Source organism: Algibacter sp. Ld11 (genome assembly GCF_045066735.1).
Lineage (GTDB): Bacteria > Bacteroidota > Bacteroidia > Flavobacteriales > Flavobacteriaceae > Algibacter.
This window is the reverse complement of record NZ_JBISHH010000026.1, coordinates 623,840-642,669: the sequence shown is the minus strand read 5'-3', so window position 1 is coordinate 642,669 and position 18,830 is coordinate 623,840. Positions and strand designations below refer to the sequence as shown.

General features: G+C 31.1%; 16 protein-coding genes and 1 tRNA gene. 4 read left to right on the top strand and 13 right to left on the bottom strand.

The features are described from left to right. Positions 1-7: 7 nt before the first annotated feature. The 5 genes from ACJJV4_RS19185 to pabB all read right to left on the bottom strand — a co-directional run bounded on the left by ACJJV4_RS19185 (position 8) and on the right by pabB (position 6,254). Positions 8-463 (bottom strand): (2Fe-2S)-binding protein, encoded by a 456-nt coding sequence (locus ACJJV4_RS19185; RefSeq protein WP_405297010.1) that lies wholly within the window; start codon positions 461-463, stop codon positions 8-10. A 261-nt stretch (positions 464-724) separates the two neighbouring features. Then, positions 725-1,684 (bottom strand): YheT family hydrolase, encoded by a 960-nt coding sequence (locus ACJJV4_RS19180; RefSeq protein ID WP_405297009.1) that lies wholly within the window; start codon positions 1,682-1,684, stop codon positions 725-727. Positions 1,685-1,740: 56 nt separating this feature from the next. Beyond that, positions 1,741-3,360: an adenine deaminase gene (ade, locus tag ACJJV4_RS19175; RefSeq protein ID WP_405297008.1), complete on the bottom strand. Its 1,620-nt coding sequence runs from the start codon at positions 3,358-3,360 to the stop codon at positions 1,741-1,743. A gap of 63 nt (positions 3,361-3,423) precedes the next feature. Beyond that, positions 3,424-4,734 carry a tRNA lysidine(34) synthetase TilS gene (tilS, locus tag ACJJV4_RS19170; RefSeq protein ID WP_405297007.1) on the bottom strand — a complete coding sequence of 437 codons (1,311 nt, stop codon included), beginning with the start codon at positions 4,732-4,734 and terminating at the stop codon, positions 3,424-3,426. 227 nt (positions 4,735-4,961) lie between these two features. Continuing rightward, a complete protein-coding gene (gene pabB, locus ACJJV4_RS19165; protein ID WP_405297006.1) occupies positions 4,962-6,254 on the bottom strand; it encodes an aminodeoxychorismate synthase component I in 1,293 nt (430 codons plus the stop codon). A gap of 134 nt (positions 6,255-6,388) precedes the next feature. Between pabB and ACJJV4_RS19160 the strand changes: the two genes are divergently transcribed. Both ACJJV4_RS19160 and ACJJV4_RS19155 read left to right on the top strand, forming a co-directional pair. Then, positions 6,389-7,276: an aldose 1-epimerase family protein gene (locus tag ACJJV4_RS19160; RefSeq protein ID WP_405297005.1), complete on the top strand. Its 888-nt coding sequence runs from the start codon at positions 6,389-6,391 to the stop codon at positions 7,274-7,276. A 102-nt stretch (positions 7,277-7,378) separates the two neighbouring features. After that, on the top strand, positions 7,379-8,731 hold the full coding sequence (locus ACJJV4_RS19155) for a DEAD/DEAH box helicase (protein ID WP_405297004.1): 1,353 nt from the start codon (positions 7,379-7,381) through the stop codon (positions 8,729-8,731). A gap of 57 nt (positions 8,732-8,788) precedes the next feature. Here the strand turns inward: ACJJV4_RS19155 and ACJJV4_RS19150 are convergent, their stop codons facing one another. After that, a complete protein-coding gene (locus ACJJV4_RS19150; RefSeq protein ID WP_405297003.1) occupies positions 8,789-9,340 on the bottom strand; it encodes an NUMOD4 domain-containing protein in 552 nt (183 codons plus the stop codon). Positions 9,341-9,530: 190 nt separating this feature from the next. Next, positions 9,531-9,938 carry a MotA/TolQ/ExbB proton channel family protein gene (locus ACJJV4_RS19145; RefSeq protein ID WP_405297002.1) on the bottom strand — a complete coding sequence of 136 codons (408 nt, stop codon included), beginning with the start codon at positions 9,936-9,938 and terminating at the stop codon, positions 9,531-9,533. A gap of 190 nt (positions 9,939-10,128) precedes the next feature. Here ACJJV4_RS19145 and ACJJV4_RS19140 point away from each other — a divergent pair, with 190 nt between their 5' ends. After that, positions 10,129-11,178 (top strand): sensor histidine kinase, encoded by a 1,050-nt coding sequence (locus ACJJV4_RS19140; RefSeq protein WP_405297001.1) that lies wholly within the window; start codon positions 10,129-10,131, stop codon positions 11,176-11,178. A gap of 2 nt (positions 11,179-11,180) precedes the next feature. Continuing rightward, on the top strand, positions 11,181-11,897 hold the full coding sequence (locus ACJJV4_RS19135; protein ID WP_405297000.1) for a LytR/AlgR family response regulator transcription factor: 717 nt from the start codon (positions 11,181-11,183) through the stop codon (positions 11,895-11,897). 49 nt (positions 11,898-11,946) lie between these two features. Here ACJJV4_RS19135 and ACJJV4_RS19130 read toward each other — a convergent pair. From ACJJV4_RS19130 to ACJJV4_RS19105, 6 genes are all read right to left on the bottom strand, one after another. Continuing rightward, positions 11,947-12,020, bottom strand: a tRNA-Arg gene (locus ACJJV4_RS19130). A gap of 397 nt (positions 12,021-12,417) precedes the next feature. After that, the gene (locus ACJJV4_RS19125; protein WP_405296999.1) at positions 12,418-13,800 is read right to left on the bottom strand and encodes an ATP-binding protein; all 1,383 of its coding nucleotides are present in this window, start codon (positions 13,798-13,800) and stop codon (positions 12,418-12,420) included. Between the two features lie 16 nt (positions 13,801-13,816). After that, complete coding sequence (locus ACJJV4_RS19120) at positions 13,817-14,212, bottom strand: response regulator (protein ID WP_405296998.1); 396 nt, start codon at positions 14,210-14,212, stop codon at positions 13,817-13,819. 4 nt (positions 14,213-14,216) lie between these two features. Further along, positions 14,217-15,944 (bottom strand): ATP-binding protein, encoded by a 1,728-nt coding sequence (locus ACJJV4_RS19115; protein ID WP_405296997.1) that lies wholly within the window; start codon positions 15,942-15,944, stop codon positions 14,217-14,219. Between the two features lie 78 nt (positions 15,945-16,022). Beyond that, complete coding sequence (locus tag ACJJV4_RS19110) at positions 16,023-16,487, bottom strand: hypothetical protein (RefSeq protein ID WP_405296996.1); 465 nt, start codon at positions 16,485-16,487, stop codon at positions 16,023-16,025. A 21-nt stretch (positions 16,488-16,508) separates the two neighbouring features. Then, entirely contained in the window at positions 16,509-18,824 is a 2,316-nt protein-coding gene (locus tag ACJJV4_RS19105) for a TonB-dependent receptor plug domain-containing protein (RefSeq protein ID WP_405296995.1), read from the bottom strand. Positions 18,825-18,830: the final 6 nt, after the last annotated feature.

Below are 18,830 nucleotides of genomic sequence, written 5' to 3'. Positions count from 1 at the left end.
TTTGAACTTATTTTTTTGAGGCTAATTTTACAGCTTCCTGAATACTATTATACGCGCTACATCTGCATATATTTCCATGCATAGCATCTCTTATTTCTGAATCTGATGGACTTGAATTACTACTCAAAAAAGCAGAAGCTGTCATAATTTGTCCAGCTTGGCAATATCCACATTGCGGTACATCTACTTCTTTCCACGCTTGTTGAACAGGGTGATTTCCATTTTCAGAAAGACCTTCAATAGTTGTTATATCCATATCTACAGCCTGAGAAACTTGTAATAAACAACTTCGTGTTGCATTGCCATCTACATGAACCGTACACGCACCACATTGTCCTATACCACAGCCAAATTTAGTACCTACAAGATTAATTTTATCTCTTAGCACCCACAATAAAGGTGTGTCTGCATCTGCTTCTACAGTATGTTTTTTATTGTTTATTTTTAAGTTGAATGTTGGCATGTTTTATATTTTGGTATTAAGATATTAAAAATACAATGATAAAAGTTGCTAACTTATTATTTTAACAATGGATTAACCAACTCTAAATTACCTAACCATCTGTCTATATTACCTTTTAAATAAAAATGAATTACTGAAAATCAATGAAATGATTACGCGAATTAGAAAGTCTTAAAAGAATATTAGCTTATGGTGTACCTAACTATTAATTCGGAATAGGAAAAAAAAGCAATAACACTTAATTTATTTCAATCATTAAAATTAACTTAAACTTTGTACAAATTCTAAAGCTCTTTTTTCATTATAATACACATTATTTTTATCTACAAAACCTACATGCCCGCCATAAACAGGCATTTCTAAAAATAAATTTTTATTGTGTTTCGCTTCTTTTACAGGATAACATGCTGGTGATAAAAAGGAATCGTTAAGAGCGTTTATAATTAAAGTAGGCGTTTTTATATTATGAAGAAATTGTAAACTACTACTCTGCTTATAATAATCGGCCGCATCGATAAAACCATGTGCTTTAGATGTGTAACTATTATCGAAATCTCGTAGCGTTTTTATGCCATTAAAAGTTTCCATTGTCATTTTATTAGGAAACTTTTCAATCTTTTTCCTAAGGGATGCTTTTAAATGAGATAAAAAACGATTTGCATAAGCAGCATTTTTAAGTTTATGAAGTTCTAAACAAGCACCATTTAAATCACAAGGTGCCGATATAGCTATAGCTGCTTTAACTTCTGATGGAATAATATCTCGTTCGCCTAAATATTTCAAAATAATATTAGCACCTAAACTGATGCCCTTTAAATATATGTTTGTATATTTTTTTTCTAAAATTAAATGTTGAATAATATCAACTAAATCTTCCGTAGCTCCCGAATGATAACTTCTAAATTTTGAATTAATCTCGCCCGAACAACCACGAAAATTCACAGAAACAGCATCAATATTATTCGTATTAAATAATTGTGCTGCACCGGTTAAATATGGACGTTGCGCGTGCCCTTCTAGACCATGCAACAAAACAATACAAGCATTGCTCTTCTCTTTAGAAAAACTCCAATCTAAATCAATAAAATCGCCATCACTTAACGTTAATCGTTCACGCTCTTGTTCCAAAGAAACTTTACGAACAAGTCCGGAATATACCGTTGAAACGAAACCGTTTTTAAAATAGATTTTTGGCTTATAAGTCGATGTTAGTATGGGCATTTATTTTGTGCTAAGTTTAATTATAATTTGTTTTCTTTAGACTTCACGATAATAATCTAGACTTCTAAAGCTGTAAATTTAAAATCTGTTCCATCAAACAAACCTTTATCGCTAAGTTTTAAAGAGGGAATTACCAATAGCGCCATAAATGAGAGCGTCATATAGGGTGCATTGAGGCCAGAACCTAATTGCTTCGCCATAACATCTAATGCCGCATATTGCTTTCCTATGGTTTCACCATCCTTATCACTCATTATTCCAGCAACAGGCAAGGATACTATTTTTTCTTCGGAAGTAGTAACGGCACAAATACCACCTTTATTTTCTATTAATAAATTAACAGCTTTGCAAATCATTTTGTCCGATACGCCTACAGCAATAATATTATGAGAGTCGTGACCAACTGATGATGCAATAGCTCCTTCTTTTAATCCGAAGTTTTTAATAAATGCCATGGCTGGTTTTTGATCGTTATAACGATTAACAACTGTCATTTTTAAAATATCTTTTTCTGTATTTGAAATTAAGTTTCCATCTTCAGTTAATGAATCTTCAATTAATTCGTTGGTTACTAACTGCCCTTCTAAAGCTTCGATAACTCTAATTTTGCTAGACGACGACACCACTTTAAAATCTGAGACTTCTTTTTTAGTACAGTTAAAATTATTCAAATTATCAAATAAAACTGGTTTTATTAAAGACTTCCCTTTATCATAAACTAGTTCACCGTTAATATAAGTTTGAAGCGTTTTAAAATCTACTAAATCTTCCACAACAATGCAATCTGCAATATCATTGACTTGTAATAAACCAACATCTAAATTATAATGTTTAACAGGGTTTATACAAGCCGCCTGTAATACTTTAAAAACATCCACACCTTTTGCAACCGCTCTCGAACATAGCTTATTAATATGACTTAAAATTAAATCATCTGGATGCTTATCATCACTACAAAACATCATGCTTTCAAAATGCTCTGATAATAAATCGATTAAAGCTTCAAAGTTTTTAGCGGCACTTCCCTCTCGAATTAAAATTTTCATGCCTTTTTGAAGTTTTTCTAAAGCTTCATCATAAGTAAAACATTCGTGATCTGTAGAAATTCCCGCTCTAATATATTTTGAAACATCATCACCTCTTAAACCCGGTGCATGTCCATCGACAGGTTTGTTAAAATATTTCGCCCAAGCTAGTTTTTTCATGACTTCATCGTCATTAAATAAAACGCCAGGATAATTCATCATTTCTGCCAAATATTTAATATCTGGATTTTCTAAAAGGATTTTGATATCATCGGAATCGATAACAGCTCCAGCCGATTCAAAAGTTGTTGCTGGCACACAAGATGGTGCTCCAAAGTTAAATTTGAACGGTACTTTTTTTCCGTTTTCAATCATAAACTCTACACCTTTTACACCTAAAACATTGGCGATTTCGTGCGGATCGGAAACTGTAGCAACCGTACCATGAGTTACAGCTAAACGCGCAAACTCACTAGGCACTAACATAGAACTTTCTATATGTATATGTGCATCTACAAAGCCAGGAAGGATGTAATGATTAATATGATGCTCTGCTTCTTTTATGGATGAAATTTTACCGTTCTCAATGGTAATTTCTCCTTTATAAATACGCTTATTTTGTATATCGACTATTTGGCCTTGTAATATCATGACTTATATGTTTTGATAGTTTTGCTAATACTCCAAAAGCTATTTTGGAATAAATTGAACAAACTATTGTAATGTAATTTTTAAAATATTTTTAGTGTTTTCGGTTACCTTAAAACGATTGTCTGCACGCCTATTTACAACCCAAACAATAGCATTATTAGAGCATAAAACCCAAACCTGCTCCTTATCTAAAAGTGATAGTTTCTCATCTTTTAAATATTTGCTAATTTTCTTTTTACCCGACATGCCTAGCGGATGAAAAAAGTCGCCGTCTTCCCATTTTCGTAAAGTTAAAGGATACTCTAAAGTATCTGCATCGACATAAATAACCTCAGTGCGTTTTCCAAAAATAGCATCGGCTTCATCAAAAAACAATATTCCCAAAGGGGATTCTACTTGTTTTTCTTCTTTTGAAATTAAAATATTTTCTTCTGTTTCATTATTAATTTTACTTAATAATAAATGCTCTCTATTTTTAATTAAACGGTGTGTTGCAGAAAACAATTGCTTTCCAGATTCCGCATCGAGTAAGTTTAAAACATCATTCCATTCGGTAAATCCATAATCTTTAAAAACTTCGAATAAATACGCTCTTGGATTTCTTAAGCTTTTAAATTCTGAAATTTTAAATACCGTTTTATCATTATCTTGAGAAACAATGGCCTTACTTAAAAGATTATCCACACTATCTTTTACAAGATCCGTCGTGTCGTTTAAATTACTAAGCGTTGTTTGGAAGCTTTGTAATAAACTCGGATTTATTTCTTTTAAAATCGGTATTAAATTATGGCGCAATTTATTACGCACATATTTTGTAGAAGCATTACTACTATCGTCTCGCCAAGTGATATTATATGCTTTGGCATAATGCTCAATTGCTTCACTAGAAAATGGTAATAACGGACGAACAAAAATAGTATTGACTTCAGGAATTCCCGTTAAACCTTCTAAACCAGTACCTCTTGTAAAGTTTATTAAAAATGTTTCGAGGTTATCATCGGCATGATGCGCCGTTAAAATATAATCGAATTCTAATTGATTTGCTAAATCTTCAAACCAATTGTAACGTAATTCTCGAGCTGCAATTTGAATGGATTGCTTATTTATTTTAGCATAATTTTCGGTGTCAAAATTTTGAACAAAAACTTCTAAATCTAAATCTTCTGCTAACTGTTTTACAGATTCTTCATCACCATTACTTTCTTCTCCTCTTAAATGAAAATTACAGTGCGCTAAGGCAATATCAAGTTTTAATTGATGGCATAAATGTGTTAAAACAACGCTGTCGATTCCTCCAGAAATAGCAATTAGGATTTTGCTTTCGTTTAAAAATGCAAGATTTTTATTGATATGGTTTTGAAGGTTTTTAAGCATGTTCCAAATTTAGTGTTTATTTTGATTATTCGTAAAGATTTACAGAGCTTATAAGAAGTAAAAAGAAATCAATTGCGCTAATAAACCATTGTTCAAAGCTATTCAAAACCCAACGGATATACGCGCAAGGGATTGAACGGTTTGTTTGAAATCCTGCTTGTTTTCCTAAAAAACAAGCAGATTGAGTAGTGAAAGCCCGACCCTTTTCGGGTTGCGCCCAAAATAATTTAATTTTCTAAAACCGTACGCATAGCTTTGGCTTTTACCAAACATTCTTCGTATTCCTTAAGCGGATCACTTTTTGCTGTAATAGCGCCACCAACGGAGTAAGACACGTATTTTTGTGTAGCATTGTATAAAATGGTACGGATAACCACATTGAAATCGAAGTCGTTTTCGGGTGTAAAATAACCGATGGCTCCAGAATATAATCCGCGTTTGGTAGCTTCGAGTTTCTCGATAATTTTCATAGCAGAAATTTTGGGAGCGCCCGTCATGCTGCCCATCGGGAATGTGCTTTTTAGAATGTCTACGGGATGCGTTTCTGGTTTAACTTCGGAAGTAACCGTAGAAATCATTTGATGTACTTGATCGAAAGTATAAATTTTGCAAAGCTCCTCTACCGCAACACTGCCTTTTGTGGCAGTTTTAGAAAGATCGTTACGTACTAAATCGACAATCATAATATTTTCGCTTCGCTCTTTTTCGTCTGCAATTAATTTGTTTTTCAGCTCCTTATCTTCGATTTTATCTAAAGATCGTTTTGCAGTACCTTTTATGGGTTGCGAAATTATACGCAGATCTTCTTTTTTGATATAACGCTCTGGCGAAGCACTTAAAGCAAATTTATCGTAAAGTTTTACGAAAGCTGCAAAAGGCGGTTTTGAAATCGTATTAAGCTTATTATAGGTTTCTAAAGGAGAAATTTGTGTGTTTTCAGCATAAAATTCTTGACAAAAATTGGCTTCGTAAATATCGCCACTATGGATGTGATTAAGAAGCGTATTTACTTTTTCGAAATACTCATCCTTATGTATTTTAAGCTTTATTTTTATGTAGTTTTCTTCAGGATTTGTAACGACTTCTTGAGCTTTTAGAATCTCTTCTAAATCGGGTTGAATCTCATCATCTACAAATTTTAAATACTGAATTTCAACTTGATTATCTTTAAATAAAAATATTTTTTTAGGTTGAAAAAAAGATAAATCAGGAAACTCTAAACCGTCGGTATTCTGAGATTTTAGAGCCTCTACATCGTTTTTTAAATCGTAGGTTAAATACCCAAAAACCCAATCGTTCGCTAAGGTTTGATATTCTTTTAGTTTTTCGAAACCATCGTGGTAATCGGTTTGAATACTTGTAAAAGCTTCTACCGCCAAAATAGCATCGTAACTAGAGTATTGTTGCTCGTATTGATTGGAATCTAACCAAATAACTTCGTCGAATTGCTGACTCCAAATCAATAATTGATTTTTAAAATCGTCGGCGTTTTCTGGATTATAAATTTGTTTTGTTCTCAAAAGGGAATTTAATAAGCTATTTTCTTGTTATAGTATTCTAGATCTATTCGATTAAAAAATATTATTCGGTAAAGTTAATGAGTTTCCATAAAAAAATGTAAATTTTGTCCATAATACCAATTTTAAAAATAATTATGTACACTTTACAGAATAAATTACTTAAAATAGCCATTAATAAAACGGGAGCCGAACTAAGTAAAATAACATCGGTTAAGAACAATACTGATTTTATGTGGGATGGTAATCCTGATGTTTGGAGTGGTATTGCTCCAAATTTATTTCCAATTATTGGTGCTTTAAAAAATAATACTTACACTTTTGATAATAACGAATACAGCTTGCCTAAACATGGTTTTATTAGGCATAGTAACGACCTAGAAGTTACAGAGCAAACAGAAAACAGTATTACGTTTAAACTGACTTATAACGATGAGTTATTGAAAATATATCCGTTTAAATTTGAATTTTTTATCTCTTATATATTAACAGAAAATACGCTTGAAATTAAACATACGGTTAATAATATAGACGATAAACCGCTATATTTTTCTCTAGGTGGGCATCCTGCTTTTAAATGTCCGGTTTTTGAAAATGAAATTTATGATGATTATTTTTTAGAATTTGAACATGCCGAAAATTCTAAAACGCATTGTATTAATATGGAAAACGGTTTAATTTCATCTAAGACCGAACCTGTTTTTAATAATACTAATCTATTACCCTTAAAGCATGATTTGTTTAATGATGATGCCCTTGTTTTTAAAGACTTAAAATCGAGACGTGTTAGCTTAAAAAGCAAAATGAATGGGGAAATACTTTCTGTTAGTTACCCCAATTTCCCATACTTAGGTATTTGGGCTAAACCAACTGGAGATTATGTTTGTATTGAACCTTGGATTGGTATTGCAGATAACGAAAATACAAATCAAGATTTCGTGACAAAAGAAGGTGTTTTAAAGCTCGATTCTAAACAAAGTTTCACAGCAAGTTACCATATCGCTATTGCAAAAACACATTTATAATAAACAGTTAAATGAAGAATTAACTAAGCTCATAAAACAAGAAAATTTCAATTGGCTAAGGTTCTAAAAAATAGCGTAACTTTGCCACTTAAACTTACCGTTGTGACTTTTCAAGATTTAAATTTAAATACACCATTATATAACGCTCTAGACGACTTGGGCTTTACTACGCCAACACCAATTCAAGCAGAAGCTTTTAATGTTGTGAGTTCTGGTAAAGATGTGGTTGGTATTGCACAAACAGGTACCGGTAAAACCTTTGCCTACATGCTACCTATTTTAAAAAATTTAAAATATTCAATACAGGAAAACCCGCGTGTTTTGGTTTTAGTGCCAACACGCGAACTTGTTGTACAGGTTGTTGATGAAATTGAAAAATTATCTAAGTACATTAATACGCGTGTGTTAGGTGTTTACGGTGGTACTAATATTAACACGCAGAAAAGAGCTATTGCCGAAGGTATCGATATTTTAGTAGCTACCCCAGGCCGTATGTATGATTTGGCTTTAAGCCGTGTTTTACAACTAAAATCTATTCAGAAATTAGTCATTGATGAAGTTGATGTCATGCTAGATTTAGGATTTAGACATCAATTAATTAACATTTTTGATATTTTACCTCCTAAGCGACAAAATATTATGTTTTCGGCCACCATGACGCAGGATGTTGATGTTTTACTTAACGATTTCTTTAAAAATCCGGAACGTGTTTCTATTGCCGTTTCTGGTACACCTTTAGAAAATATTAAGCAAGAGCGCTACAACGTCCCTAACTTTTATACTAAAGTAAATTTACTTTCTCATTTATTAAGAGATACAGAAAAATATAGTAGAGTTTTAATATTTGTGGCTTATAAACGTATGGCAGATCGATTATTCGATCAATTAGATGAAATTTTTCATGATGAGCTTTGCGTTATACACTCTAATAAAACACAAAATTACAGACTTAGAAGTATTGAGCAATTTAGAGAAGGGCAAAACCGCATTTTAATTGCTACCGACGTTATGGCTCGTGGTTTGGATATTGACAATGTATCGCATGTTATTAATTTTGACACACCCGATTTTCCGGAAAATTATATGCACCGCATTGGAAGAACTGGCCGTGCTGAGCGCCAAGGTGAATCGTTATTACTTTCAACTGTAAAAGAAACTGTTTTAGTTGAACATATTGAAGCTTTAATGAATATGGAAATTCCTGTTCTGGAAATTCCTGAAACTGTTGAAATTTCTACAGAGCAAATTGATGAAGAACGCGCTCAAATAAAAGAACATTACAACCCTACTAAGCGTAAGGATGAAGATGCTCCTGGACCTGCCTTTCATGAAAAATCGGCAAAAAACTCTAAAGAAAATCTAGGTGGTTCTTACAAGTTTAAAATTGCCGCAAAATATAAGAAACCTAAAACGCGTGGCGACAAGAATTATAATAAGCGTAACAAAAAGAAGTAAGTTATCGACTTACTAAAACAAAAAGAGGTTAGCTAAAAAGTTAACCTCTTTTTGTTTTCAATAATCTGTTACATGTTTCCAGTTTTCACCAGAAACTACACGATACAATTGCATTTCTGAAATCCCAAATTCTTTTGCAATCATTTTAATGCGTGTGCGCCGATTGGGGTTATTTACCTTTCTTCTAATTAGACGAACCCTACTTTCGGTAAGCTTAGCGTAAGATCGATCTATTTTTCTGTTTTTAAAATTTGTCCCCGAAAATTGATGTACTTCTTTTTCTCGCTTGGTTGCCCATTTTAAATTTTCGAAATGATTATTTTTTTTGTCATAGTCTAAATGAATAACATAAACCTGACCTTCTTCTTTTTCTAGAAAATGCTGAGCAACAAGTTTATGTATATAGCGCCCTGTACTTTTACCATTTACACGTTGCTTTAAAGAAATACTTGGATAGCCATTGGTTTGTGATAAATTTACGAGTTTTTCGCGGTCGTGTTTACAATTAATTAAGCGACCATAATTGGAAATCTTGTAGTTTTCAAATTCGGCTATTTTGTCATCAAAAACTACGTGTTTCCATTTTTCTAATGGATAATCACGTATCATATTTTATATTTTTCGTTAAGGTTTGATACAATATAAAATATATTTACTTAAATACATCTTTTTAAAACCTTAATTTTATTCTAAAAGCGCTGTAAACCCTTAAATATCAATTTATTTTGAGTTAGCTAAAAAAGAAAACCTTCAATTTATTAGTATAAAAAGAAGGCCATAAAAATATATTGTTATGGTGTTATTTTGCTCGAAGTGCTTTTAAAATAATAATTCCAATTCTTATTAAAATAAAAGTAATGGTTCCGAATACGGTTGTTAAAAAGGAGATTTTTAAACCAGCAGCAAGCATTCCAGAGGAAATACTTCCCATGCTCTCTATAACATCAAAAGCAGTAATTAAACCTATTATAGAGCCTAAAAACCCAAAAACTAATCCTAATAAACTTATTTCTGAAGCCAACTTTGTCATTTTTATAGATTGCAAAGCATCTTTTTTCAAACATAAAAAGGCACGAATAATAAAAAACAAGGCTAATAAAAAGCAAATTAATATTAATGACATAAAAAGTGGGCCACCTTCCATAAAACGATCGACAAAAACATTAGACACTAAAAAAGTTGACAAGAAATACATAGAAATTTTCATAATTAATAGTTTTAATTTAACATATAGCAAAACTAGCCCCTTTATGCAAGCTACAAGATAAAATGCGATAGATGGCCAATTTAGCACTTGTTATAACTTTAGGTTAAATCCCTAACAGAATCAGTTATCTATCTATAAAACACCTTTAAAAATCAAAAATATAGTATTATTGTAAAGCTACAATAAAAGTATGTTAACAAAAACGATATTAAATAAAACAGGGCAAGCCTTGCTACACGCTATTTTTTGGTGCGGTGTACTCTTGTTTTATACTTATTTTTTTGGTTTTAATAGCGCCGATTTTAATTACGTATTATCGTTTTCTTTGTTTTTAATGCCAATAACCATAGCTACCACTTATGTTTCTATATACAAGCTTATTCCAGATTATTTTGTAAAAAAAAGATATGTTCTATTTGGATTATACAGTTTGTACACCTTTATAATTTCGGCATATTTAATTGTGGTTTCCGTTTTTTACGGGCTTATTTATTTGTCCCATTTTCAATTTAAAAATATGGCGCCCATTAGCAAAAGCTTATTGTTAGTTGGTACGGCAGTGTATTTAGTAGCCATAATTGTAAGCGCTTTTAAATTATTAAAACTAAATGTAAAACATAGTGATGAAACAAAGAAGCTAGAAACAAAAATTTTAGAAACCCAGCTCAAGTTTAAAGAACAGGAATTAAACTACTTAAAAATGCAAATTCATCCGCACTTTTTGTTCAACACCCTAAACACTCTATATGGTTTTGCGCTAAAAAAAGCTGATGAAACTCCTGATATGATTTTAAAACTATCAAACCTTTTAGATTACTTACTTTATCAAACCGACAAACCTTTTGTTTCGTTAACAGAAGAAATACATCATATTCAAGACTATATTGATTTAGAGAAAATGCGGTTTAATAATACTTTAAGTATTAATTTTTCGATTAATAACATTTCCGAAACATCAAAAATAGCCCCCATGTTATTACTTCCGTTTATAGAAAACAGCTTTAAACATGGCATTATAAAAAACGGCAAATTAACGATTGATATTGATTTACATTGCGATCAAAATAAAATAAGCTTATTGGTTGTAAATACATCATCTAACACCAACGCGTCTAAAAATGGTATAGGGTTAGAAAACATAAAAAAACGATTAGATTTACTATATTTAAATCAATATGAATTAAAAATTGAACAAAATCAGGATTTATTCAAAGTGAATTTAAACCTCGAATTAAACTAAACATGGAAAAAACCAATAACATTTCATGTATTATTGTTGACGATGAAAGTATAGCTAGAGATGTTATAGCTAATCATGTTTCAAAAATTAACAACATTAAAATTGTTGCCAGTTGCACTAATGCTATTGAGGCTTTTAATTATTTAAATACCCACAAGATCGACTTAGTGTTTTTGGATATAAATATGCCTGAAATATCAGGAATTTCGTTTGCCAAATCGATCAACAAAGACATCAAAATTATTTTCACAACAGCCTATCGTGATTATGCTGTAGAAGGTTTTGAGCTGCAAGCTGTAGATTACTTGCTAAAACCTATTTCCTTTGATAGGTTATTACAAGCCGTAACTGCTTATTTCAAAACTTACACCAACATTAATAACGATAAAACACCAATTTTAGAAAAGCACGACTTCATGTTTGTAAGGGCAGACAGACGTATGATAAAGATAGATTTTTCCTCAATTTTATATATTGAAAGTTACAGTGATTATATAAAAATTAATTTGAAAAACGAAACTATTGTAACTAGAGAAACTATTAGCGCTATTGAGGCTAAATTACCTAATGATGCCTTTTTAAGAATACATCGGTCGTTCATTATTTCTCTTAATTTTATCACATCTTTTACCAACGAAGAAGTAACCATTGATAAAACATCTTTAACCATTAGTAGAAGTTACAAAAAAGATGTTTTGAAGGTTCTTGAGAAATTCTGAAAACATGTATAAAACAAAAAAGCTCCACTATAAATAGTGAAGCTTTAAGTGAGCCCTGAAGGATTCGAACCTTCGACCGCCTCCTTAGAAGGGAGGTGCTCTATCCAGCTGAGCTAAGAGCCCGTAGTTTTTATGTTTCTACGAAAACATTGTATCAATAGATATTTTCTATGTTATACAATATATTTTAAATTGGTTATAATTAAAAGATAACCTTAAATTTAAGAACTTAAAAGTAAAGGGTTTTACTTTATCGGGTGCAAATATATAACTTGTTAGAGTTCTAAACAACAAAATTTACTTTTAATTTTAAATAAATAATAGAATTTAAAATCAAATAAATATTCCAGATTTAACGACAAATACAAACGAATTAGTAACACATTGAAATTCAGTATTTTTTATTTTATAAAAAGACTTAAATGCTTTTTTTTCTGATAAGGTAAAAATTAAAAAAATATTTATTATCTCCCATTTTTTTAAGTTAACCAACAGGTTTGAATTAAAAACAAGAAAATATTTATTGGACTTTTTTAATATTATTACAGTTATTTGGTATAACCTCACTGTTCACATCCATAAGTGGAATTGAAAAAAAGAATGAACTCCCTTCTCCTAAAGTAGAATCTAACCACATATTTCCTTCTAAAAGATTAACTAACTTTTTTGCAATAGTAAGCCCCACTCCTGCACCCTCATAAGGCCGGTTTAAAGAACCATTAACTTGAGTAAAACTTTCAAAAATTAAATCTTGATGTTTTTTCTCAATACCTATACCCGTATCCGAAACAAAAAATACAATATGTTTCTGTTCTTGCTTTTCGCATATTCTAAATCCGTAGTTAATAGCACCGCTTTCAGAAAACTTAATTGCATTTCTCAATAAATTAACCAAAATGTTTGTTAATTTGAGCTTATCGGTATAGATAGTTAAACCGCTATATATTTCAGGTATTCCCAAATTGAAATCTAAATGTGATTTGCCCAACCTTTCTAAATAAATTTTCATGTCTTTATGAATTTCATTTAGAAAGAGATTCAAATTAACATCCTTTATAAACACTTTTGTTTTGCCAGATTCAATAAGCGATACATTAAAAAGATCATCAATCAATTTAAGCAACTGTTCACCACTATTATTAATTATTTCGATGTATTCCAAAACTTCATCTGCTGATGTGTCCCTATCGATTAAACCAGAAAGCCCTATAATAGAATTAAGAGGTGTACGCAACTCGTGAGACATCGTTGCTAAAAATTCAGACTTTAATCGGTCACTTTCTTCGGCTTTATCCTTAGCTACTGTTAATTCTAAGGTACGCTCTTTTACAAGGTTTTCTAAGTGATTTCTATAAGTTTCTAGCTCTTCATTTTGAAGAATAATTTTTTCTTGTTTTTCTAAAAGTAAATTATTTTTATTATTTAGTTCATGCGTACGTAATTGAACTTTTTGTTCTAGCGAAGTGCTTAACTCTAATAATTCGTCATTTTGAATTTTAAGCTGATTTTCTTGCTGATAGCTTTTTAAGGCCTGCTTAACTGTTAAAACAAGATCATTAGTATGCCATGGTTTAGAAATATATCGATACAAACCTGCGTAATTTATTGAGTTTGTAACCCCTTCAATAGTGGCCTGTCCTGTTAACAATATATTTAAGGTTTCGGGCGATTTACTATGAAGATTCATCAAGAACTCATCTCCCTTCATAACAGGCATTGCATAATCTGCAATAACCACTTGTATTTTATAGTTTAAACTTATTAAGTTGTCGATAGCCTCTAAAGCTTCATTACCAGACTCTGCTGTTTCTATAATATATTTATTGCCAAACGCATTTTTTAGTTCCGTTTTTAAGCTATTTAAAACGATTTTCTCATCATCGACACAAAATATCACATCCATTTTCATTCGTCATCATTTAAATTAATTGCATACCCGAATCAATACAAGAAAATAACTCGGACCGAACCCATGGTTTTTTAATACACTTATATAAATCTGCTTCACTTTCTGTTTTTTTAATCGACATAGCATCTGCATGGCCTGTTAACATTATTTTTAATGAATTAGGGTACATACTATGCACTTTAATTAAAAACTCATCTCCTTTTATGGAAGGCATTAACCAGTCGCTAATTATTATTAATTTGGTGCTTAAATTTATGTTTAAGTCGTCAATAATATCTAAAGCTTCTGCCGCACTTTCTGCAGTTTCATATAAAAATGAGTTTCCGTAATTCTCTTTTAATTGTGCTTTAATACTATCTAGTATAATTTTTTCATCATCGACACATAATATTACATTTTTCTTCATAGTATTATTGTTGAGGTTTTATAGGTTCTATATTGTTGCTACCAATTATAGGTAAATAAACACTAAACGTTGTTTTACCTGGTTCGCTTTCTACTTCAATTTTTCCGTTATGCTTTTCTATAATTCGTTTTGAGATATCTAGCCCAATTCCTGTACCTTCTCCTGTTGGTTTAGTACTAAAGAAGGGATCGAATATTTTATCAATTTCATCTCTAGGAATCCCTCTACCACTATCGGTAATTGATACCACTACCCAGTCTTTATCTACATCTGTTTTAATTGTTAATCTACCACTTAGATCCATTGCATAAATCGCATTGTGCAAAATATTAGTCCATACTTGGTTCAACTCATCATAATAGCAAAGAATTTTTGGTATCTTCTTATATACCTTTTCTACTTCTATCCCTTGCTTAATTTGGTTATTGTACAAAATTAAAACACTTTCAATACCCTCAGTAACATCTGCTAAAACTTGCTCTTCGTAGTTATTAACTCTTGATGAATTCTTAAGTGCGAAAACAACTTTTGAAGCTCTATCGGCGGCAAACTCAATATTTTCTGTACTTCTTTGTAAGCCCGTAATTTTATAAGCTGTTTCTATAATTTTTTCAGCATCTTCATGTTGTAATAAATCGAGATAGTTTTCTACATTTTCCACAACCATCATGTCTACAAAAGTATCTGCAAATGAATAGGCGTTTGCAATATCATGATTTTCAAGTAATTTAGATATCTTTTTTTTAAGTGTACGCTCTTCTTTTGAAGTAAGCATATGCTTGTTTTTTTTAAAAGAATCTTCAACTAATTCTAAAAATTTTGCTTTTTTATCTTTGGGTAATTCATTAATAAATAATGGATATTCATTCAACACAAAACACATGGTTTTATTAATATTACCAATAGATGACCGAATAGCACCAAGTGGTGTATTAATTTCGTGTGCAACACCTGCGATTAACTGCCCCAGCGCCGCCAGTTTTTCTGAATTAATAAGCTTTTCTTGGGTTTGCTTTAAATCGCCTAAGGTTTCTGTTAACTCATGCGTTCTCTGCTTTAAAGCCTCTTCTCTTACATAGATTTGAGATAACATTTTATTGTACTCATCAACTAAAACTCCAATTTCATCATTACCTTGCTTATTAACCCTTAATTTATAGTTTCCAACTTCAGAGATTTCTTTAGTAGCCTTGGTTAAGTTCAATATAGGTTCCGAAAGTACTTTTTGCAACCATGTAGCAAGTATATAATTAACGAGAAGTAGTGATACTAATAATATAGCCATTTTAACCAAATAATCGTTAATTTTCATGGTTAGTTCTTCTGTAGAAACCCTTAAATAAATGGTTCCTGCAAATTCATCATCACTAAAGATAGGTTTAGATACACTTAAATAATTGTTTTCAAATTTATTCCAAGACCCTTTTTTAACGGTACTAGAAATAGAAATTTTATTCCCGTTTTTATAGTATTCAGCAAAAACTTCATTTTTATCATTATAAACTATACCCACTTCTAAAGATGGGATATTTTGTAATTTCCCTAACGTCTCTGTTGCACTTTCTGAAACATCAAATACCAAAGGCACAGCGCAATAATCTCCAACTAGCGTGGCGTTAATTACGGCGTTGTTTTTCATATCCTCTTTAAAATCTGTTATATTACTAAAAATAACATAAGTAAAACCCAATAATAAAGAGGACAAGGATACTAACTGAATAATCAGCATCATTTTAACTTTAATAGAAAGGTTTTTAAAGATCATTATTAATATAAATTAAATGATTTTTGAAGATGAATTAAAAAAAAATTAGATAAATGTTATTGTAAGCTCATAATTTTCACCGCCAAAAACCGATTCTACCGTTCCTACTACTTTAGATGATGATATAGATATAATATCAATAGTTGAAAACCCCATTTCACCAACAACAGGATAGTTGTAAACAATTGGTTCTCCAAAAGACAACAGTGTGTTATCGGAGTTTAAAGACCATGTGCTTTCAAATACACTGGCTCCTGCTGCATCTCGCTGAACGAATGTTCCATCAGATTTGAATTCAAAAGAATAGTTTCTAGTTTCCTCTGGTTCAAGCACCATAATATCTGTAATCTCTATAGTTCCATAATTGATAGTAGGTGAAAGCATCTTACTTTCTATTACCCATGTTTTAGAACTCATTATGTCGCTTTTCGTTTCAGAATCACTAGAGCTACAAGATGTTAAAGATATAATTAAAGCAAAAATAGCAGTTAAATAATAATTGTTTTTCATAATTAAGTGAGAGTTAAATTTTTAGTATTTCCATTGTAGACCTATTAATACAATAGATCCAATATTGTCTGCAAAGCCATACTCGCGGTGCTTACCTAATATATTTTTAGCGGTAATATTAGCCGATATGTTTTTATTTAATTGATAGATAGTTTTGACATTCAAAATCATGTTAGTTCTAATGTCCATCTGGACTTTAGCGTCATCAATATTCTCTACGCTAGATATTTGATAGTAATTATAGTTCGCAAACTCATGATTAGAATAAATGTAAGCATCTGTATTAAAACTCCACTTATCATTAGGTTTATAATTCAATGAAAAGCCTCCGAAAAAAGAAGGTGTTGCTTCTTCACTCCATTGTGTAGGATTTGTTCTATTACTTAATGTAGTAGTTAAAATATCGTTAGTAGCATTAGGCTCTAACACAATATCTGTTAATTCAATCTCTATATCTTTCCTGCCAGAAATATTAGTTTTTTGATAGGTACCAAATGCCTTTGCTGAAAAATTATTGCTAAAATCGTAATTTAAAGTAAACCCTAAACCGAATTGATTAGCGTTTAAATCGTAATTTTCAAATATTACTGAACCATCAGCATGAAGAGATAATATTTCTCCAGGTTCACCAAATTCATCTATTTCTTGGGTTGTTACATAATCGTAATACGCATTTGGATTTACAAAATTATCTACTTTAGAATAGAACGCCTCGAAATCTAAAGTTAAATTTTTATTCAATTTAGTTCTCCAGCCTACTTCAAAACTTGTAATAGTTGGGTATTTTAAATCTTTTTGGCCACTAACAGTAAAATCTACAGGTACATTTACACTAGCAGCGCTACTGTCATATTTCACAGTTAAATCACTGTTTAGATAGGTATCAAAAAAGAACGGGGACTTACTAGCTCTAGAAAAAGAGCCACGAACTAAATTGTTTTTATTTAACCTATAAGTAGATGCTATTTCGAAATTGGTAAAATAATTTTTATTAAACCCAAACTTATCTACTCGAACAGCTCCTATCATTCTAAGTTTCGCTATTGGTTTCCATTCTGTTAATATGAAAGCGGAATAAGAAAAAGTTTCTCTAGGTTCGTCTTTAAATTCATAATTTAAATTATTGAAACTTAATGGTTCATCGTAAGTAAACGGGCTGTTATATGATAAAAATTTATAATTTACTCCCGGCCTAATACTAAACGATTTAAACTCTTTAAAATACTCTAGATTCCCTTCAACATTAGTAAACTTGTAAGAATTGAACTTATAGTTGTTTTCATCCTTTCCTGAGTTAATATTTAATTGTCCGTATAAGTTGTTGTGCTGTATTTTTGCGTTTAAATAATAACTTTGTGATTCCGTTTGAGACAATGGCGTCGCTAGATTTACAAACCCTGTTCTCTGGCTTTGAGATTTTTGAGCGCCCACGGCAATATCAATGTTTGAATTCTCGGTGTAATGATGTGTAAAGAATATATTTGCTCCTGCCCGTCTTAAACTAAGATCTTCATTATAATAGGCTCCAAGCTCTTTTTGATACTCAGTAAAATTCCATGGCTCATTCCCGTTAATATCTTTCACAGGGGATACAAACATGGTTAAACTATCTACACCAACATAACCTTTTCTTATAAAGTCGAAATAATCTGTATCAAAACGATAGCGTTCTGAAAAATTACCCGAAAATGAAAGCTTTGTTTTATCATCCCAATTATAACCTATATTTAAACTAGCATTTTTAGCTTTATTAGTACCTAATTGTGTATTGACAGTTATGTTTTTACCTTTTTTATCTGCATGAGATGTAATGATGTTAATAACACCTGTAACAGCATTAGGCCCGTATAATGCGGATGCTGGACCTCGAACAACTTCAATTCTTTCAACATCATTCAAATCAACAGGTAAGGTTTCCCAAAATGTTCCTCCACTAAAATAACTGTATACTATTCGGTTATCAATCATAACCAATATTGTTGTATTATACGATAATGTTAAATAAACATTTTTTGTTATATCATCATATCCTCGTATATGTATGTCGTAATTTCCAGGTGTTATTTCTCTCACTATTAATCCCTGAGACAAGCGCAATGCCTCTGGAATATTTGTAACTCCTGAATTACTTATTTCCTCTTTGCTAATAATAGTTGTAGACAAAGGTGTTTCAAATAAATCTTCGGGGTGTTTAGAGGCCGTTACAACAACATCAATATCTAACAACTCTTCAAGAGTCATTTCATTATAAACTTTATCTACTTGCGCAAAAGTTTTAAAGCATAACAGAGATGTTATGATCATAATGAATAAAAGTATTTTCTCCTTAAAATTCATAATTGT